We start from the raw sequence: 19,830 nt of genomic DNA, 5'->3' as shown, positions 1-19,830 counted from the left end.
TGAATAAAGTTCACGAATGGAATGCACGAGTTTTATGGATAAGATACGGTCCCTACGATTTTTTATTGCCACTTTAGAAGGTGGCAGTTTTGCTGCGGCCGCCAAAGCGTATGGCACAGACCCTTCTACAGTGAGTAAGGCCATCCATCGTCTTGAAAGCGACTTGGGAATACAGCTGTTCCAGCGTTCTACGCGACAGATCCGTCTGACAGAAGCCGGTCGTCGATACGCAAATACCGCTAGGTTTGTACTGGACGAACTGACGGCGTGTGAGGATTCATTGAAAAGCCACAATGATGCGCTTTCAGGACTGCTTAAGATTAATGTGCCGGTCTCCTATGGTCGCCTTTACATTCGCCCTTTATTAAAAGAGTTTTGTCGCCGCTACCCCAGTATCACGATCGATATTCATTACGATGACGCCTACGTTGATATTATTGAACAAGGGATTGATGTGTCGATTAGATCTGGTGTCGTTCAGGACAGCCAGTTGATTGTGCGCCAGCTGAGTCCTATCGATTTTATTATTTGTGGCAGTCAGGATTATTTAGCGCGGCATGGTGTTCCGAGTGGCCCGGATGTATTCAATGACCATTCTTGGGTTCGTTTTCGTTTTAAACAAACGGGGAAACTGTTGCCGATTCGGATGCCAGAACCAGACGGTGCAAGTGAGTATAACCCCGAGAGAAATTTTATTGTAAACGACGGCGAATCCATGGCAGAGCTTTGCGCAGAAGGCTTAGGGTTAACTCAGATTCCTCACTTTATCGCGAGAGATTGGCTCAAAGCGGGGCGTTTAGTGCCGATATTTCCGAGTATGCGCCAAGCAGGAAATGGCGTGTATCTTCTCTATGCCAACCGGGAATATGTGCCTGCTCGAGTGAGGGTGTTCATCGATTTTATCACCCAAGCGATACAGGATATGGATGAAACGCCATTCCATACGTGGGCTGAAACGTTGCCGATTTACCAACCGAACCAAGGAGATTGAAAACTTCATGTGAGTCTTTGGTTAAAACACTCCAAGCCATATGGTGCTTTTATGGGTTTTTGTTAGGTTATTGGGCGTTATTATCGACAAGCGCAGTTTGCTCTTCGTCACTCATAAAGGAAAGACAATGCCAACTAAGATCTTAGTGCCTGCTTTGGCCCTACTTCTCAGCGCATGTGGCGGCGATGGGGAGTCGTCAGCACCTGTAGAAAACGGCTCTCAAAACACAGGTTCCACATCGTCACAAGGCACATTTGCCGAGCAGATGCTCGAAGCGGTCAACAGCGCTCGCTCTACTACACAACAGTGTGGCGCAACCACCATGCCACCTGTTGGGGCCCTGACTTGGAGCTACGATTTGGAAAGCGCCGCTTATCGACATTCAAGCGACATGGCGAACAGCGATTTCATGAGTCATACAGGCTCTGACGGCAGCAATATGTCAGATCGAGTCAACGCAACGGGCTATGCTTGGAGCGCCATTGGTGAGAATGTCGCCGTAGGGCAAAGTTCCATTAACGCCGTCGTTAATGCTTGGTTATCGAGCGAAGGTCACTGCCTCAATATCATGAGTGCAGATTTCGATCAGATGGGCGCGTCGCTTGTCGAAAATCACTCGGCAAGCTACGGGTATTACTGGACCCAGATTTTTGCCAAACAGCGCTAATGCGATAAAGAAACCTGATAGATAAACTAAACGCCAGTAGTCACCATCTGCTGGCGTTTTATTATTTACGTCTCTTTTAGCTTGTCAGGTTACGAAGTTTTGGATCATCCGTCAGGTATTCAACAAATTCGATCTCAAAACCTGCAGGGTCAACAAAATACACATTCTTGCGATATGGCTCATCAGCCCCAGGTTGGGCAATCGGATAACCGGCATCGGTCAGTCTTTTTATGATGGCATCGACGTTGTTGGTCACATAAGCAAAATGCGCTAGCCCTACTTGGTGGCCGCCCAACTCGCGGTTCTCTCCTTCACCGTGGTCACTCATGGCAATGTATTGATACTCGTCGCCAAAATGTAGCCAGTTTCTTGGCTTACCACTCCATTCGCCTTTCCCCTCATCACGCACGTACCAATGTGGAAATGCAGTTTGATAAAACTTCAGCATTTCAGGGATGTTTTTCACGACTAAATTAATATGTTCTAGTTGGATCATGATGTGCTCCTTTTTGTCATTTTCTAGCCAACGATGAACATGCTAAAACCTCAAGTTAAGTTGAGGTAAAGGGCTTTTTTAAAATTTTTTAGGGTTGATATCTTTGGATCTTGATACAGGGAGGGATTCGGTGGGGTGGTACTTTGAATCTTCGAGTTGGGTTAGGGGCTTGCAACCCTCTTTCATCTTTTGTTTGTTCGTGCTAATCATTTTCGATCGAGTTTGTGGTGAGTAGATTCCCAGTCTCACCTAGGTTCGCGGGAATGACGTGAAGAGAGCGCTTAACGAACAGCGTCATTCTGAAGGAGCCTAAGCGAGTATTCAGAATCTATTCTCAGTGCTTTGTGATGCTGGCGGTGTGGAGTTAACTGTCCACGATTGCAGAACCAGTCCCTCCCCTTTGAGCCCGGTGTGCTGAGATCTTTAGAGTTTGATACAAGCGAAGGTTAGGTGGGGTGCTTGAGGTTTAATGTTGGGTTAGGTGCTTGCCCCCTCTCCAACTCCCCCTTTTCTCGACATGGTTTGCCAAGCATTTGGATGTTGTTATCAAGGGGTAGAGTGTTCTTTTCTGCTTAAACCATCTGACTTACTTGGATTTTGTCCTTTACAACCCAATGTATTGTTTAGCTAATTTTACTTGGTACGAGCAATTGAAAGTATTGAATAAGTTTACTCACATTAAGTTTGGATTTTACAAAATGTGTCGGCGGTTTAGGTGTTTGTTTCCAAAACCATTCAAAAGATACTTTGTACAATCCCTAAGAAATGTGCAGTTGAAAAAAGCTTTTTTCCTAAAGCGATATCTTACGTTTGTACTTTTGACCATTTTGTCATCTGGTTTGTATACTCCCGTATTCCTATAATCCTTCAAACTGATCCGAATTACGTTATGACTCTATTTAGAGCTGGGTGTGGGGTTTTAATAACTTTGATGCATCTGATTGCGGATTACCTTGATTTTTCTGGACGTCATCTTTCTCATCAATGTGCTCGTGAGAGAAGGAGTTGGACACGGCATGCTTAGTTGTTTTGATTGCCATTAGCTCCTTTTTGTTTAAATAAATTCGTCCTCCCAAAAACCAAAAAAGCCAGCAGTTAGTACCTGCTGGCAAAGTCTTTGGGCTTCTAGGTTTTTTGCTTTTATTTCTTGTTACTCATCGCTGTCACGGTGCCCCGATTGGTTTTCCGTGGAAGAAAACACCGCACCGTGCGCTTTGTGCTCAAGAAATTGGAGATTAACCTTGCTTACGGATTAGGTAGTCAAATGCGCCTAAGCTTGCTTTTGCACCTTCACCCATCGCAATGATGATCTGTTTGTAAGGAACCGTCGTAGCGTCACCCGCTGCGAAGACACCTTCTAGGCTGGTTTCACCACGGCTACCAACTTCAATTTCGCCGCGCTCAGATAGGGCTACTTCTGAATCTTTTAGCCATTCTGTGTTCGGTACTAGACCGATTTGAACAAAGATACCTGACAGTTCAATCTCTTTGATTTCATCTGTGTTACGATCTTTGTACTTCAAGCTTGTTACACGAGTACCGTCACCCACTACTTCTGTGGTTTGCGCCATCGTGATGATGTCGATGTTTGGTAGTGAGTTCGCTTTGTCGATAAGCACTTGGTCTGCGCGAAGTACGTCTGCAAATTCAAGAACGGTTACGTGCTCAACAATACCAGCAAGGTCGATAGCCGCTTCGATGCCTGAGTTACCACCACCGATAACCGCAGTTTTCTTGCCTTTGAATAGCGGGCCGTCACAGTGTGGGCAGTACGCGACGCCTTTGTTGCGGTACTCTTGCTCACCCGGAACGTTCATTTCACGCCAGCGTGCACCAGGGCTTAGGATGACACTCTTACTCTTCAGCGTTGCGCCGCTTTCAAGTTGGATGTGAATCAAGCCATCTTCTGTGTGTGCTGCGCCCATCAGTTTTTGCGCTTGTTGCTCAGTCACGACGTCTACGTCATATTCTTTTAGGTGCTCGGCTAGGTCAGTAGCCAGTTTTGGACCTTCAGTACGTTTTACCGAGATAAAGTTCTCGATTGCCATGGTGTCCATCACCTGACCACCGAAGCGTTTAGCGACAACGCCAGTGCGAATACCTTTACGCGCTGCGTATAGTGCTGCTGCACTACCACCAGGGCCACCGCCGACAACTAGCACGTCGTATGGGTCTTTTTCGCTCAGTGCTTTGGCTGCTTTCTCGCTCGCGCCGTCATCCACTTTGTTTAGGATTTCAGTCAGAGACATACGACCTTGGCCGAATAGCTCACCGTTCACGAATACGCTTGGTACTGCCATGATGTCACGTTGTTTTACTTCATCTTGGAAGAGTGCACCGTCGATCATGGTTGCTTTCACTTTCGGGTTGATCGCCGCCATCATGTTGAACGCTTGAACAACGTCTGGACAGTTTTGGCACGACAGTGAAATGAACACTTCAACATCCAATTCTTTATCTAGCGCTGCGATTTGTTCAATCACTTCCGGCTCTAGTTTGATTGGGTGACCACCAGAGTGCAGCAATGCCAATACCAGAGAGGTAAATTCGTGACCCATTGGTAGGCCAGCAAAGCGAAGTGCTGTGCCTTTTACTGGGTTGGTCACCGTCATCACTGGTTTACGTGCGCTTGCGTTGTCGTCACGTTCAACGGTGATAAAGTCGCTCATCTCTGCGATTTGGTTCGCCAGAGACAGAATGTCATTCGATGCTTTGCTTTCATCTAGACTAACCACTAGACGAACGTCTTCTTTTACATTAGCCAGATATTGTTTGAGTTGTTGTTGGATCGCTTGGTCTAACATAGTTGTTGTTACCTTAAATAAACAAAAGAGTGGTTACTCTGGATAAAATCAGTAGGGAGAGAGCAAACCAGGCAGAAGGTCGTCAAGGTATCTAACCTGGAATGCTCTCTAAGTTAAGCGTCAATTAGCATGTCAAATTGAGCTTAAATTCAGTGGCTTAGATTTTGCCTACTAGGTCTAGAGAAGGAGCTAGCGTCTCTTCGCCTTCTTTCCATTTTGCTGGGCAAACTTCGCCTGGGTGCGCTGCTACGTACTGAGCTGCTTTCACTTTGCGTAGTAGGTCTTCTGCGTCACGACCGATACCTTCAGCAGTGATTTCCATTGCTTGGATAGTACCTTCTGGGTCGATTAGGAACGTTGCACGGTCTGCAAGACCTTGACCTTCACGCATCACACCGAAGTTGTTTGTGATGTTGCCTGTTTGGTCGCCAAGCATGTAGTACTGGATCTTGCCGATTGTTTCTGAGCTATCGTGCCAAGCTTTGTGAGTGAAGTGTGTGTCTGTTGATACTGAGTACACTTCAACGCCGCGTTTTTGTAGCTCTTCGTAGTGGTCTGCTAGGTCACCTAGTTCTGTCGGACATACGAATGTGAAGTCTGCTGGGTAGAAGAAGAATACAGCCCATTTGCCTAGAACGTCTTGTTCTGTTACTTCAACGAATTCGCCGTTTTTGTATGCTGTAGCTGCAAATGGTTTGATCTTTGTATTAATCATTTTTACTTTCCTCAGAATGTTTTAGGGTGAGCAGTTCTTGCTTTCGGAAAGTATATTCGCATTGGATTGTGTTTAAGGAAAATTGCTTGTAACTATCCTATTGATAGTCATTTCCTATCTTTCTTAATAGGGAAGCCCGATATAAGTGAGTTTGCTTTGATAGGTTTTATTGAAGAGGAAGGCCAAGTGGTAATAGAGAATACTGATGATGACCTTTAAGATATCGTCTGGCTAAGATCGAAAGAACCTGCATCTCGGCAGGCTCTTTCTAATAAGAAGTGGGGAAGCTGATGCTTTTATTTTTTAGTTCAGATTGTCGAGCACCTTGCCGCACAACTTCTTCAGCATGATCATTTCATCCAGCTCTAACGTGATTTTACACATCATGGCGTTTGGCACTGACTTGGCTTGCTCTTTGAGGTCACGACCTTGCTCTGTAAGGTTGAGTACGCGTACGCGCTCATCGGTGTCACTGCGACCACGTTCTACATAGCCTTTTGTTTCTAATCGTTTAAGCAGCGGCGTGAGCGTGCCTGAATCCAAATGCAGTTGCGAGCCCAGTTCTTTAACACTGGCACCGTCTTTCTCCCACAACACCATCATCACTAAGTATTGCGAATAAGTCAGATCAAGTTCGTCCAGCAAAGGGCGGTAAGCTCGGATCACCGCATTTGCTGCACTATAGAGCGGGAAGCAAACTTGGTTTTCGAGTAAGAGTTTATCGTCGTTGGTCATGGTGTTGTCGGTGTAACACTGGCTCATTGGCGTTGCCTACCTGCTTACAGAGAAAGAGAGTAACAAAATAAATTGTGCACAATATAGTTGCAAACGATCTTTACTTCGATATAAGATTGTAAGCAATTAAATTGCGCACAACTTAAATTAAGAAGGACAATCGCATGACTACTCTATACAAAACTCAAGCTACTGCTTTGGCTGGTCGTAATGGTCAAGTAAAAACAGATGACGGTCTTCTCGATCTAGAGCTGTCATACCCGAAGGAAATGGGCGGCACAGGTGCAGCAACTAACCCTGAGCAGCTTTTCGCAGCGGGTTATTCAGCATGTTTTTCTAACGCGATTCTGCACGTAGCACGTGAAGGTAAAGTAAACCTGAAAAGTGCACCCGTAACAGCGGAAGTGGGCATTGGTCCGAACGATAACGGCGGCTTTGCATTAACAGTGAGCTTAGCGGTAGAGCTAGATATGCCACAAGAACAAGCATTAGAGCTAACGCGCATTGCACACCAAGTTTGCCCATACTCAAACGCCGTTCGTGGCAATATTGATGTTGCTGTTACAGTAAACGGCGAAGCGATCTAATCGATTTAGACATTATTTCTAATAGAAGGAAAGCCTGCGAACGTGCAGGCTTTTTTCGATTATTTGATGGCAGTGCAGAAGCTGACGTCTGCATGGTGCGTTTGTGGATCGTAGCTATGATAAAGTTCGAAGCAAGGTCGACAGTCGTTTTCAATACCAGATTCAACCACTTTGCTCATCAAATCATCCCATGCTTTAGGGTATTGGCTGAATTCGGTAATTTGCTGGCGCATCACCGCATATTGACCGCCGGGGAAGTCTTGCAGCTCAATGCCTTTTGGTACTTCGGTATCTTCTGGCACCATTAGACAGATATCAGTACGACACTTCTCGTCTGGCGTGATTTCTGGGTTATCGTGATAAATGAAGATACAGGTATTGCCCGCCAAACCTTTCATTTCTGCCCATTGATACAAGCGACCTGATGGTTCTTCATAACCTTGGCCATAAGGGCCGTTTACGCGAATGTAAGCCAGTTTTGCTTTATCAAAGTTTTGCGTTTCCATATTGTTGCTCCATGTTGTGAGTTCAGAGTCAGTATATGAATCGCTTAGGGCTCGTTCGTTTCCATTCTTGCGCAGTGCGTGTCCAATCTTGCTGTTTCGCGCGAGTTCAGAAAATTGCTGGTAGTTTTTACAGTCGCGAAAGGCGGTTGGTGTTACGCCATAATGCTGCTTAAACGCCTTAGCTAGGCTTTGCGAACTAGAAAAACCGTACTCTAACGCGATGTTCAGCACTGGTTGCTTTGATTTGAAAAGGTCGTCTGCTGCCGCCTCTAGCCGTAAACGTCGGATGAAGTCGGCTAATGTTTCGCCTTGTACCGCCTTGAAGGTACGGTGAAAGTGATAGGGAGAGAGGTTTGCTAGCGCTGCCACTTCGAGCAAATTGAGAGGATCGTTAAAGTGCTGTTCCAGATAGCGAATAACAGGAACGAGTCGTTGGTGATAATCGACACGCATGAGAGGGGCCACCCTTGTTTGATTTGCTCAAAGCGTACCGCAACGAAGCAAGGATTCAAGGCTAGTATCGAATAAATGCGTCGTAGTCATTTATTTCTGATTATGATGCATTCTGTTGCGGGTAGGAGATGGTTCTTAAGATGGCTTCTCAACGGTAATTGAAATCCGTTAAGAGCGCTTAATATCCCGTCAGCTCCATATAACCTGTCCCTGAATGAGAGCCATCAATACGCACTGGGCCTTCCCAATAAGGCACCGAAAGCGGCATTTTCGCGTTCGGGTTGAGTGCCGAAACCGTAAGATCGATTTGCTGGTTAGGAATCGACACTTGCCACTGGGTTGGATACTTTCGCCCTTGGATTTCTGTTTGCTTGGTTGCCTTTAACTGAATGTCTTTTTGTGGGATAGCGATGCCAGAACCATCTTGCTGCATCAGTCTTGCGTTGGAGTAACTGGCTGCTCCGGTTTTGGAATCCCGCAATTGGAACACCACCAAACTGGTGTCGTCACTCAACCTTAGAGCAAACCAGTCCCAGCCTTGTTGTGAGTCGAGTAAGAATTGCGAGCTCCACTCTCGATCTATCCAGCCTTTGCCGGATACTTGATGGGTTTTGCCATCGATCGTGACTTCACCGGAGACATCAATAAACGGTTGGCTGTAGTAATAGGAAGCCACACGGCCATCGGCACTTTTGGTGCTGTAACCTTGTTCGCCTTGCTTTTGATAAGGTGCGCTGCTGGTAAGCGTCAGCGAATAGCCAAATTGTTCGGAGTTTGCATTCAATGTGGCAGGGAAGAGATCGGTGGTTGAAGAAGTCCACTGCCAATCATCGAGATAAACCCGAAATGGTGAGGTGTCGACGCCAGCTAGAGAGGCTTGATTGCGTGACCATTTTTCATCAGCATAATGTTTGTCTTGCGTTGTAACCGCGCTATGCGCCATGTAGATTTGCTGAGTTTGCCATTCGGTTTTCTTCACGTCATCTTCGCCCCTTGGCGGTGGTGGCGGCGGTGCAGCAGCAAAGCGAAATTGTGTCCATTGGACGCCAAGTGGGTTGCTGTCTTCATCAATTAAGTTAGCGGTTAAGTACCACCATTCATGACGAAAATTCGGGTGCGCTTGATGGTCTGCTGGGAAGGTGAGTTCAACCCCTTTTTCCACGGGTGTGAATGGGTTGCTCTCACTTTGCGTATCTCCACTGCCCAGCAACGTGCCCATATTTTGCGTGCCCATATTTTTTTGTTGGGCATCTTCACAACCGAATAGGAATAAGCTGCTTATGAGTAGAGTAAGTTTGCTTGCTAATCGAACCATCACAACACCTCGCTTTGCAAACTGGACACGACAGGCTTACTGACCAATCGCCACAGCGGAATCAAGGTTGCAATCACCGCCACCAAGATGGTGATTGCCGCAATGCTGAGGGCATCACTCCAATTCCACAGATAATTTAAGCTCCAACCAAAAGCGCGCAAGGTGACGATATCTGTCAGCACATAACCCACCATAGCTCCTAGAGGTAAGGCGATAACCAGAGTAAAACTGACCAAAGCGACGATCTGTCCGACCACCATGGTCATTAATTTACGACGGCTGACGCCAAGTGCATACAGTCTTGCAATGGCGGCTTTGCGCGCGTCAAGCAACATGAAGCAAGCACTGAACAAACCAATCACGGCGACCATCAAAGTCACGCCGTTGAGTGCGCGCGTAATGGCGAAGGTCTGCGAGAAAATATCCAACGCGATGGATTTGATTTGCGCCTGATCGTAGAGCTGACTTGGATGCAGATTCAATTGATCGCGCAGTTGCTCGTAGACGATTTGTGGGTCCCCCGAGACTTTTATGCCAAGGCTTGTCGGCAGGTCGGTAAATCCGCTCTCTTTCCATAACTTTGGTGCTAATAACACTTCACCATTGGGTGAGCCGTAATCGTGGAATATCGCACCCACAAGCAGGTTCTTATTTGGAATGGCATCAAGCTTAAGTTCGCTACCCAGTGATAAACCCAGTTTGATCGCGGTTGGTTCACTGATGGCGACTAACTCACCTTGGTAAAAACGCTGCCAGAAGTTCTCCAAATGCGATTTGAACACCATGGTTTGTTCTAAGGTATCTTTGTCTTTGGTGCCAAGCAAAATCGGTAAACCTTGCAGGTTATCGTCGACGTAGTATTGCTTGTAGACTGTCTCAACCTTGTCGAACTGCCCTAACGCGCGCTCCACATCTGCGATTTCCCCTTGCGCAGGGCTGACGTAAATATCGGCATGTAGCCTCTGTTCTAGCCACTGTTTTAGGGTGGATTCGAAGCTGCCCAATAAGGTATTCATCCCCATATTGGCAGTAACGGCGAGTAGCAGTGCCATCATGGCGAGAGAAAGCGGAGAAATCAGCTCACGCAGCTCTGCAAACAGATACTGCATCAAACCAGAACTGGTGCGCTTTTCACACCAATTTGCTAAGACGCTGAGTGTTTTGGGTAGATACAAAGGAATCGACACCACAAGCACGCCGAGCCACGCCATGGTAAAGCGATGATGCTCACTCAGCCACAAACCTGCAAGCGCGAGAGTCGTCAACGCAATACCCATCCCGAACAATTGATTTTCGTTAGAAGCTTCAGGTGCTTGATAAAATCCGCCATGAGAAGAGAGCGGTTGGCGCACTCGTTGTTTAAAGTGCTGCCAACACGCCAACAGGGTTGCGGCTAGCGTGAGCAGCAGGGCTTGCGCCCACCATTGCCACTGCCAAGTTCCGGGCAGAAGTGTCGCGCCATAAAGTTGTTCTAGAGTCAGTGCCACGGTCGGATGTAACCAGTGGCTAAGCTGCATGCCCAATACAAAACCGAGGGAAGCGCCGATGGTAACGAGAATAGTGAGTTCAACTAACAGCGCAGAGAACACAATGCTCGGCGCGACACCCGCCTGTTGAATCTGCACTAATAGCCGATTGCGTTTAAGCAAGCTGTACTTTACGCCGTTGTAGGCAATGAACAGCCCGACTAAAAAGGCAAGTAAGCTCATAGCCGTGAGATTGAGGTGAAAGCTGTCGGTCAGCGAGCCAAGGTCTGCACTTTGATTATTGGAAATCCATTGTCCTTGCTTACCAATGATGCTTTGCCATTTTGCTTGCGTGTCTTTATTCCCTTTATCACCCGAATGGAAAACCGCAATGTAACTGAGCTGTCCTTGTTTATTGAGCAGTTGCTGGGCAAAGCCAATGTCCATCAACATTCGGCTACCTAACTGCCATTCGTCAGGTAGCACCACCACTTGGGTTGGGATGTCGTCCAGAGTTAGGGTTTCTACCTCTCCTAAGTTTTGATGCTGAGATTGGCTCATCATCACGATCGGCTTCCCAGCCAAAAGCTCAGGTAAAGGTAAAGCACTGTCGAACAAAGACACGTTCGGTTGGTTTTCTGATGAATAGCGCGAACGTGAAGAGATGGCGGCAATTAACTCGCTACCTTGCACTGACCAACGACGACCTTGTTCGTCTCTCACTCGCCCTTCAATTACAGGTAGTGTTGCACTGAGCCCATTTTGTCTAAGGGTGAAGTAGAGCGATTCGGGCAGATAGTTTTGCCCTGCTGGTGGAATAATTAAGTTCTGAGCTTGTGCGCTAAGCTGCTCGGTAGACTCAGCATAACTGCGCTTGGCATTGAGGTTGATGGCTTGCACTGCAACAAACAAGGTCACAGCCAGCACGATACCTATCAGAATTGCGGCGGCTTGCAGTGGTGCCTGCCGATAGTGCGCCGCAAACAGATTCAGGGCGAGTCGAGTATGAGTAAATCTGGTGTTTGATAGCTTAGCTTGCTTCATGGCGAAGCTCATGTTTGTTTTGGTGATGACCGCCATGCAACTGATTATTTTCCAAACGCCCATCCTTTAAACGTAACTGGGTTTGCATGAACTCAGCACATTCAGGGCTGTGGGTCACCAAGAGCACAGCGGTATTGCCTTGGGTGGTGATTTCATTCAACAGTTTCATCACTTCTAAGCCCGCTTTTTGGTCAAGGTTGCCTGTGGGTTCATCGGCAAGCAGAAGTTTGGGTTTGTGGGCAAGTGCACGGGCAATCGCGACGCGTTGTTGTTGACCGCCTGAAAGAGCAGAAACATGCCTGTCGAGAAGCTGGCTGATGCCTAACGTTTCGACCAGATAATCGCACCAGTTATTCCATTTCTTTTGATTCAAATTGAGAGGAAAGGCGATGTTTTTCTTTACGTTAAGAGGTGTTAAGAGGTTGAATTGCTGAAAAATAACCCCGAGTTTTTGATGGCGAAATCGGCTCCATTGTGGGTCTTTCCAAGCCACCGTGTTATCGCCATCTAACCACAACTCACCTTCGGAAAGTGGCTCAAAGCCAGCGATGATATTGAGTAAGGTACTTTTACCGCTACCACTTGCGCCCGTCAGCGCAACACTCGCTCCTGTGCTCAACGTGAAGTCGACGCCTTCCAGTACACGATGGCTCTCTTTACCATCGACAAAGCTTTTGCTGGCGTGTTTGAGTGTGACAAGTGGGCTTTCCATTTCCTCTCCCTGTATTCAAAAGGTATCGTTGCTTGTGGCAATGGCTGTTTAAGTAAGTTCTATAAAAACTTTAGCCAACAATCAGATAAAAACAGCAATTTACATCGATTTCTTAATAACTTGTACTGAAAATAAGAGGGAATAGATTAAACGGGAAAGGGATATAACAGACATTAAAAAAGCCCGAGTCAAACTCGAGCTTTCAAATACATTCAGCGTGGTCAGCTTACACGTAGTACGCTTCAACTTCGCCTTTAAGCTTGATTAGCATTGGGTTACCGAAACGGTCTTTTGCTTTAGGAGAAGCAATTTTTACCCAACCTTCGCTGATGCAGTATTCTTCTACGTCAGTACGCTCTTGGCCGTTGATACGAATACCGATTTGGTGCTCGAAGCATTCTTTGATGAAGAATGGGCTACGTGGGTTACCCGCTAGGCGATCTGGTAGAGCTGGTTTAGCTGTATCTGTCATGTTTGTGACCTAAATTCCGTAAAAAGTGCGCCATTGTAGTCAGTGCACTGTGAGTGTTCAAGATATGTTGAGAGACTTAATACTAAAGCCTTTTGAAATAATGCAAAGTTTCCCGCTTTCAAAGTGTGGAATAAAAGCACGGCCTCGTTGCTCAAAGGTGTTTTGCTCTCGAAACTTCTCCTGCCACCCCTTATTTGGTTTTGAATCATGACTATACTCATTACTGGCGGTTCTAACCTTATTCATACAACTTAATGTCTCAGAGCAGGCCACTAGTCGAGAAACGATTAACAAGGAAGGGTGAATGGAGACTGTTGAACAGGTTAATAAACGTCATTTATCGGATAGAGATACTACCTCTAGCACTTCTATTTTTCTTTGTATTCTAATCGTAGTAGCTGTAATCGCTCGGTTTTTTGTTGCGTTTAATTACGAAGTAAATTGGGACGAGTTTTATTACCTATCTTTTGTGCATCGGTTTATTAACGGCGAGGTGATTAATAGTTTCCAAACCTTTCACATTCACTTCTTTACTTGGCTGAGTGGTGTATCAGATAACGATGTTGACCAGATCATTGTGGCGAGAGTCGTTATGGTGTTCTTTCAATTACTCACGGGATTTTATCTATACAAGTTATGTCGATTGTACTGCAGCAAATCGGCGGCACTTTTTGCGGTGCTTGCCTATTTTTCTCTTGCTTATAATGTTCGTATGGGGGCCAGTTTTCGTACTGATCCTATCGCGACATGTATGATCATGGCGGCGCTGTATTATGTGTTTAGTGCAACATTTTCTTGGCGTGTATCCATTCTTGCTGGTGTCCTTACGGCTGTCGCCTTGCTCGTCACTTTAAAGACCGCTCTGTATATCCCAACTTTTACAGGCATAGTTTTAACCTCGCTTTATTGGTCGCGAAATCGTAAGCGTTATTTTAGGCAAGTTCTCATGTATGGAGTCGCAATACTGGTTGCCTTTGCGATGCTATACAGTTGGCATTACTTTTCTATACATGGAGCGAGTTCGGTTGGTGATGCAGGAACGATGTTCGGTGCTGCGGATAAGACACTAAACCAGCGCGAGCTTTTTCCTCGATTGTTTTACTTTGTTCATTCAGTTTCGACGAACTCATGGTATTGGTTAGCTCTTTTCATTGGTATTGGTACTGCTGTTTATGCGTGTTTTTCGCAAAAGCTATTAAGCCGGGAGTCATCGATTAAGTTTTTGTGCCTAAGTTTATTACTCTTCACTTTGCTCTTTTATCGCAACGCTTTCCCATACTATTACGCTTTTATGCTTGCTCCAGTGAGTGCTTTATTTGCTGTGGCTTGGGTTGGTATCCAGAATTTCACTAACGCAAGAGTTGCACAATTTTTTAATTTTATTGTTCCTTGCTTGTTTGCGGTATCCATTATGGTGAATGGTTTTGTTTTACCGATAAAAAGCAACTTGGCCTACCAGCGTCAGTTTCTTGATGAAGTTCATAAAATCTTTCCTCAGCCTGTTGCTTATATTGATCGATGCTCCATGGTTCCGACTTTTTCAAAACAAGGTTTTTTCATGAGTACGTGGGGTTACGAAGATTATATTGCGAGAAACATCCCCGTTATTCGCAATGCTATAGAGCAAGACAATCCGGCTTTTGTACTGGTTAATTCGCACTATTTAGATGTGTTTGGCCCTGACAAAACCGATAAAGGGCTATTAAGGCAAGATATTCAAGCGTTAAGGCAGAACTACATTCATCATTGGTCGCATCTGTATGTTGCAGGAAAGACGTTTGAACTGACGCCCAACTCTCTTAGTCGGGAAGTTAAGGTCAACATCGAGGGCGTATATACGCTTGAAGCTAGCAATAGTCTTCTGATTAATGGCAAGGTTTGGTTGGCAGGTCAAGCACGGTACTTGGCGCGGGGGGTCTATGAATTAGTGTCGAAAGAGCCAGGTAAAGTCGTTCTGCGTTGGGGAGATAACCTGTACCGACCTCGCAATCTTGAAGAGAAGCAGAGGTTATTTACCGGCTTCTAATACGCACAGTAATGTTGATTCAGAACATGAGGAGCAAGCATGAAGTTAATTGTTCAAATTCCGTGCTTTAACGAAGCGGACAATATTGCTGATGTTATTCGCTCAATACCAAAGCGCGTTGATGGTATCGCTAAGATAGAGATTCTAATCATCGATGATGGTTCTACGGATGGTACTTCAGAAGTCGCACGCAAGTGTGGTGTTGAGCACATTATTACTAACCAGGGCAATAAGGGGCTTGCTTACTCATTTCGAAGAGGGATTGAGGAGTGCCTTCGTCTTCATGCTGATATCATTGTGAACACCGATGGTGATAATCAATATAATGGGGCCGATATTCCGCACTTGGTTAAGCCTATTATCGAGCACAAAGCAGAAATTGTTGTTGGTGACCGAGGAGGGTATAGCAATACACATTTCTCTGTATTTAAACGATGTTTACAAGTGTCGGGGAGCTTTATTATTGCCAAAGCGACGGGATTGGATGTTAAAGATGCTGTGAGTGGTTTTCGCGCAATATCGAGAAGTGCGGCACAACAACTTAATATCGTATCGGATTTTAGCTACACAATAGAAATGTTGATTCAAGCAAGTGCAAAAAGGATTGGTGTGGTTTCGGTGCCAATCCGAACTAATGAAAAAACGCGAGAGTCCCGTCTGTTTAAGAGCATTCCGCAGTTTCTAAAAATGTCGCTCTCTACCTTGGTCAGGGTTTATACCATGTATCGACCTCTGCAAGTGTTTTTGTTTATTGGCTCGGTGGCGATGATTTGTGGTGTGATTCCCATTATGCGATTCCTGTATTTCTTTTTAAATGGAGCGGGAGATGGCCATATTCAGTCATTGGTCTTGGGGTCAACGCTACTTATCTTGGGTTTCATCACTTTATTGATGGGGTTGGTGGCCGATCTAATAGGGTTCAATCGAAAGCTGACCGAAAAAGTATTGCACCGAATTGAGGTATTGGAAGAAAAGCTGGAGCATCAGGAAAAGTTGCCCACTTATCAGTTTGAAACCAAGCGAAAACGATCTGGAGAGTAATAGCGAGTTACCTCGATACTTTAAAGAAGTGAGTTATTTGATACGGCTTGCTTAGGCCTAAATAAACTCGAGATAGCGAAGAACAACATATCCCCTAGAACCGTGACGATTCTGGAAACAAGGACGGCAACTAAGAGTGTATCTTCAATACTCGGCGAATCTAGAAGTGTGATTAAAACAGCCTCTCGGACACCCAACCCTGCAGGAGAACCTGGGGTGGCAAACCCTATTAACCATGCGATGATGAAGTAACAAGATGTTTGTAAAAATGTCTCTAAAGTTGGAGTTGGATTGTCGTTTAGCGTAAAAAATATGAGTGAGAAAATGCCGCCCGATACCAAAAAAAAGCAGAGATAAAGCCCACAAGCTTTTAGGTAATTGCGACTGGCTATCAAGCTTAATATTGATCCGGTGCTCACGATAAGTCCAGCGAATAAAGTCATCTCGTACCCCATTAAATTAGGGAAGTACTCATTTAGCAGAAAGACGCCAAACGAACCAGCCGCAATACCCATCAACCCTATTTCCCATAAGGTCGATTTCAGTAATACATTATTTTTAATTCCGTGTTGTACGCCAATTACTTGTCGGCTAGCGAATTGGAAAATGTTTCCAGGCAGATACTTAGCAATTTGAGATCCGCCAAACACCCAAATGGCAGTTGATGCAGACAGAGTATATTCACTGTTCGCGACTAAAAGTCGCCACGCCATAGAAAGAACATAATTGCCAAAGGCGTAGAGGCCTATGCAAAAAATAAATACCAGATAGGAGTAAGAGGGAATATCGTTAATATTCAGTTGCTGCGAGTATGTAGAGAGCTTGATTAATACAAAGGCGATGGAAAAAATAGTAATGATTCGCCCAACCCAGCGTAATATGAATTTACTCTTATTATGTTTCATGATTCACACGCTGGCATAAAACCATGGTCCAAGGAATGGGAGAGCGTACTTCGAGAATCTCAAAGTGCTGCTTGAGCAAAGTCAGAAAGGCATTCTTGGACCAGTGTTGGATATGTCCGGGAGTATTGCCCCAACTGTTTAAATATTTACCTCTTGCCATGTTTAACGCACACCACAACGGCTCTCTTGGCACACTAAAAATGTAATAGTCAGTATCGAGATCTTGCAATGTTGCTAGTGCTTGCTCGGGATGCTCCAAGTGTTCCAAGACCTCACAACAAACAACAAGGTCAGCAGAATCAGTCTTTCTAGCAACGTCATACACACTTTTTTGTTCAAACAAAATGTCTTCCAAGTTGTGTGCTTGGGCATTGTCTCTTGCTAGTTGAATCACTTGTTGGGAGAAGTCACTCCCTTTTACACGGATCCCTTGTTGATGCCATTTAAGTGCCCAGACTCCTTCTCCGCAGCCGATCTCGTGTATCGACTTTGGTGTGACCATATCGACCAGTTGCGATAAATGATGATCGAAATTGCTCATCATTTTTCTGGCGATGGGGTTCTGAGTATTGTATTTGTCGTAATAGTTTCCGACAGGGATTCCCTGCTCTTCGATACCTTTAGATATTTTCATGGCGTACTCAAATAAATTATCTCAAATGTCCAGGGAGTTCTTCTATTGATGAACTATGTTCTTCAGCCAACCATCTGACTTACAAAGCGTTACGCTTCCCTCTAGTAGAGTGTAGGATAATTTATTGTTTTGTTTGCCTCGTTAGAAAAATTCTACAACCCCTTTAAATACTGCGCGTTGGCTGTTGGTTGAATCATGGCATTCAGCGTTTGGACGGTTTGTTCGCTGTGTTCTTCAAGTAGAGCTAAGAACGCGTCAATCAACTCAGGTTTGCTTGCTGAGACTTTCGTTTCGGTCTGGATATCACGCAGATCGATCAACACATCGGTAAATAATTGAGGCAGATCGTGCAGCACTTGCAGGTTTAAGACGTTGTGTTCGCTGTAGATCGAATTGTGGCTGCCTTTCTGTTTTTGCACCACGTAAGGATTGTCTTTTAAGTTGATGATAGACGTGCGTTTATCACAGCGTTTCAAACAACCTTTGTTGACCTTCACCTTACGGCATCCTTCGGTTTGTTGGAACAAACATTGGCGGCTCGTGAGTAGGGTATTTGGATGATAAATGCTGTAGAAGCTGCGCATGTTTTGCGGACGCTTGATATGGCGCATCTGCTTCATATTCAGCTCGTTAGAAACAAATGCGCCACTTGCCGCGAACTCATCTTGAAGGCATTTAAACGCGTATGAGTTCACCGTGTTTATTTGTGGGCCTGCCACCCAGCCTAAGCCGAGCTCTTTTGCGATCATGCCGACGCCTGAGTTGTTGGTGATCAACAACTCAGGTTGGATGGTTTCCAAAAATACGCGCGCGGCTTGGTAGTCTTCGCCAATCAAAATGGCAGGAAACCAAGGTTTGAGCATTGGGTTGGCTTGGAACAATTCTATCATCGCGCTCAGTTCACCAGACAATCCCATTGGCAATTGATAGTAAACATCAACGTCGTGGTATTCGCACAGCATGGCTTCTTGTGCTGACGAGATCAGAACCGATAATTTTGGTGCACCCTGGCGAGGTTCTGGTTGAGGTAACGCTGGCAGAGTTGGCACATCAATCGACCCTTTCAAGCTGCTGCCGGATACTTGTGTCGAAGCGACATCGAACGACTTAGTTTGCTCAGCCACTTTCTCAATGATCGCGGTTTTGTCGTCGTAGAGTTTCTTTTTCACCGCTTGCACATCATCAGCAGACTGGCATTGATAAACCTTCGAAAAATGTTTTACAGCGTGGTCGCGCGGGTTGTCGATGTACATCGCCTTGCCGAAATCACCTTGCAAAAATGCGTTGGAGAAATCACGGTTGAACACCGTGTATAACTCGGTGGTGTCTTCAGAGAGTTCCAAACCCTCGCACAAGCGATCGATTTGCTGACGCCAATTGTCGACCACGGTATAGACGTAGTGCGATTTCTTGATTCGCCCTTCTACTTTTAAAGAATACACTCCAGCATCGGCAAGCGCTTCCAAGTCCCCAAAGGCGGAGTTGTCTTTCATATTGAGTGGGTAGTTGTTGTCCGTTTTGGTCGTTTCGTACTGTTCGCGACAAGGTTGACTGCAGCGTCCACGGTTTCCTGATGCGCCATTGCGAGCGGAACTGATGTAGCAAATTCCGGAGAATCCGATGCAGTATGAGCCGTGGACAAACACTTCCATCATTACGTTGTGCTCGCGACCAAATTGCGCCAGATGTTTTATTTCATCGATGTTAAGTTCGCGAGATAAGTTTACTCGGCTTGCGGTGAGCTGGTTGAGAAAGAGGATCTGGCCTTCGTTATGCGTGTTTAATTGCGTTGAAGCGTGCACATCCAAATCGGGAAAGTGATGTTTGAGAATGTAGGCCAGACCGAGATCTTGCACGATCACGCCATCGATTTTGGTGGTGTTCAGTTGGCTGAGTAAGCGAACAATCGCCGGAATTTCACTTTCTAAAATCAGCACATTCAACGTTAGGAAAATCTTACAGCTGTGCTGGTGGGCTAACGTTAACACGCCATTTAAGTTATCCAAGGTGAGGTTGGTCGCTCGGTTACGAGCATTAAAGCGGTCGAGCCCACAGTAAATTGCATCGGCGCCAGCGGCAATGGCGGCTTTGATGGAATCTAAATCACCACCGGGTGCTAATAACTCAAATTGATCGCGTGTCACTACTTTTCTCTTTCTTACTAAAATAGGCGGCAAATGTTACGTATTTCACGCTTTTGATGCTCAGCTAGTTAACGCTTTATTAATCTGAATCAATTAATCCGTGTTACACGGTCGACT

At 45.7% G+C, this 19,830-nt stretch carries 18 protein-coding genes; 5 read left to right on the top strand and 13 right to left on the bottom strand.

Features of this window, described 5'->3' with window-relative positions:
• Positions 1 to 34: 34 nt before the first annotated feature.
• Together L3V30_RS10905 and L3V30_RS10900 are read left to right on the top strand one after the other, a co-directional pair.
• Positions 35 to 991 (top strand): LysR family transcriptional regulator, encoded by a 957-nt coding sequence (locus tag L3V30_RS10905; RefSeq protein WP_104972110.1) that lies wholly within the window; start codon positions 35 to 37, stop codon positions 989 to 991.
• Positions 992 to 1,118: 127 nt separating this feature from the next.
• The gene (locus L3V30_RS10900) at positions 1,119 to 1,658 is read left to right on the top strand and encodes a CAP domain-containing protein (protein ID WP_237308908.1); all 540 of its coding nucleotides are present in this window, start codon (positions 1,119 to 1,121) and stop codon (positions 1,656 to 1,658) included.
• A gap of 76 nt (positions 1,659 to 1,734) precedes the next feature.
• Here the strand turns inward: L3V30_RS10900 and L3V30_RS10895 are convergent, their stop codons facing one another.
• The 5 genes from L3V30_RS10895 to L3V30_RS10875 all read right to left on the bottom strand — a co-directional run bounded on the left by L3V30_RS10895 (position 1,735) and on the right by L3V30_RS10875 (position 6,435).
• Positions 1,735 to 2,154, bottom strand: coding sequence for a VOC family protein (locus L3V30_RS10895; protein WP_025793617.1), 420 nt, complete (start codon positions 2,152 to 2,154; stop codon positions 1,735 to 1,737).
• 899 nt (positions 2,155 to 3,053) lie between these two features.
• Complete coding sequence (locus L3V30_RS10890) at positions 3,054 to 3,194, bottom strand: hypothetical protein (RefSeq protein ID WP_180921181.1); 141 nt, start codon at positions 3,192 to 3,194, stop codon at positions 3,054 to 3,056.
• A gap of 195 nt (positions 3,195 to 3,389) precedes the next feature.
• Positions 3,390 to 4,958, bottom strand: a complete 1,569-nt coding sequence (gene ahpF / locus L3V30_RS10885) for an alkyl hydroperoxide reductase subunit F (RefSeq protein ID WP_025515546.1) — start codon at positions 4,956 to 4,958, stop codon at positions 3,390 to 3,392.
• Positions 4,959 to 5,115: 157 nt separating this feature from the next.
• Positions 5,116 to 5,673, bottom strand: coding sequence for an alkyl hydroperoxide reductase subunit C (ahpC, locus tag L3V30_RS10880; protein WP_005395542.1), 558 nt, complete (start codon positions 5,671 to 5,673; stop codon positions 5,116 to 5,118).
• A 303-nt stretch (positions 5,674 to 5,976) separates the two neighbouring features.
• The gene (locus L3V30_RS10875; protein WP_005395543.1) at positions 5,977 to 6,435 is read right to left on the bottom strand and encodes a MarR family transcriptional regulator; all 459 of its coding nucleotides are present in this window, start codon (positions 6,433 to 6,435) and stop codon (positions 5,977 to 5,979) included.
• A 137-nt stretch (positions 6,436 to 6,572) separates the two neighbouring features.
• Here L3V30_RS10875 and L3V30_RS10870 point away from each other — a divergent pair, with 137 nt between their 5' ends.
• Entirely contained in the window at positions 6,573 to 6,995 is a 423-nt protein-coding gene (locus L3V30_RS10870) for an organic hydroperoxide resistance protein (RefSeq protein ID WP_005374640.1), read from the top strand.
• A gap of 59 nt (positions 6,996 to 7,054) precedes the next feature.
• On the opposite strand, the gene L3V30_RS10865 is transcribed toward L3V30_RS10870, so the two are convergent.
• The 5 genes from L3V30_RS10865 to L3V30_RS10845 all read right to left on the bottom strand — a co-directional run bounded on the left by L3V30_RS10865 (position 7,055) and on the right by L3V30_RS10845 (position 12,963).
• Positions 7,055 to 7,954 carry an AraC family transcriptional regulator gene (locus tag L3V30_RS10865; protein ID WP_237308907.1) on the bottom strand — a complete coding sequence of 300 codons (900 nt, stop codon included), beginning with the start codon at positions 7,952 to 7,954 and terminating at the stop codon, positions 7,055 to 7,057.
• 178 nt (positions 7,955 to 8,132) lie between these two features.
• Entirely contained in the window at positions 8,133 to 9,269 is a 1,137-nt protein-coding gene (locus tag L3V30_RS10860; protein ID WP_237308906.1) for a lipocalin-like domain-containing protein, read from the bottom strand.
• Positions 9,269 to 11,779 carry an ABC transporter permease gene (locus L3V30_RS10855; RefSeq protein WP_237308905.1) on the bottom strand — a complete coding sequence of 837 codons (2,511 nt, stop codon included), beginning with the start codon at positions 11,777 to 11,779 and terminating at the stop codon, positions 9,269 to 9,271. Before L3V30_RS10855 ends, L3V30_RS10860 begins: the two co-directional genes overlap by 1 nt.
• Positions 11,766 to 12,491 carry an ABC transporter ATP-binding protein gene (locus L3V30_RS10850; protein WP_237308904.1) on the bottom strand — a complete coding sequence of 242 codons (726 nt, stop codon included), beginning with the start codon at positions 12,489 to 12,491 and terminating at the stop codon, positions 11,766 to 11,768. Before L3V30_RS10850 ends, L3V30_RS10855 begins: the two co-directional genes overlap by 14 nt.
• Before the next feature lie 226 nt (positions 12,492 to 12,717).
• Positions 12,718 to 12,963 carry a DUF3297 family protein gene (locus L3V30_RS10845; RefSeq protein ID WP_005374689.1) on the bottom strand — a complete coding sequence of 82 codons (246 nt, stop codon included), beginning with the start codon at positions 12,961 to 12,963 and terminating at the stop codon, positions 12,718 to 12,720.
• Between the two features lie 304 nt (positions 12,964 to 13,267).
• On the opposite strand from L3V30_RS10845, the gene L3V30_RS10840 reads away from it, so the two are divergent.
• Positions 13,268 to 14,989 (top strand): glycosyltransferase family 39 protein, encoded by a 1,722-nt coding sequence (locus L3V30_RS10840; protein ID WP_237308903.1) that lies wholly within the window; start codon positions 13,268 to 13,270, stop codon positions 14,987 to 14,989.
• 39 nt (positions 14,990 to 15,028) lie between these two features.
• Complete coding sequence (locus L3V30_RS10835) at positions 15,029 to 16,030, top strand: glycosyltransferase family 2 protein (protein ID WP_005395558.1); 1,002 nt, start codon at positions 15,029 to 15,031, stop codon at positions 16,028 to 16,030.
• A gap of 20 nt (positions 16,031 to 16,050) precedes the next feature.
• On the opposite strand, the gene L3V30_RS10830 is transcribed toward L3V30_RS10835, so the two are convergent.
• From L3V30_RS10830 to L3V30_RS10820, 3 genes are all read right to left on the bottom strand, one after another.
• The gene (locus L3V30_RS10830) at positions 16,051 to 16,935 is read right to left on the bottom strand and encodes a hypothetical protein (protein ID WP_237308902.1); all 885 of its coding nucleotides are present in this window, start codon (positions 16,933 to 16,935) and stop codon (positions 16,051 to 16,053) included.
• Positions 16,925 to 17,569, bottom strand: coding sequence for a class I SAM-dependent methyltransferase (locus L3V30_RS10825; protein ID WP_047009674.1), 645 nt, complete (start codon positions 17,567 to 17,569; stop codon positions 16,925 to 16,927). The genes L3V30_RS10830 and L3V30_RS10825 overlap by 11 nt, the downstream gene beginning before the upstream one ends.
• A gap of 152 nt (positions 17,570 to 17,721) precedes the next feature.
• Positions 17,722 to 19,713: a U32 family peptidase gene (locus L3V30_RS10820; protein ID WP_237308901.1), complete on the bottom strand. Its 1,992-nt coding sequence runs from the start codon at positions 19,711 to 19,713 to the stop codon at positions 17,722 to 17,724.
• Between the last annotated feature and the right edge of the window lie 117 nt (positions 19,714 to 19,830).

The organism is Vibrio sp. A1-1 (genome assembly GCF_021728175.1).
Lineage (GTDB): Bacteria > Pseudomonadota > Gammaproteobacteria > Enterobacterales > Vibrionaceae > Vibrio > Vibrio diabolicus.
Note: the sequence above shows the minus strand (reverse complement) of the source record. Positions and strands in the feature narration are given on the sequence as shown.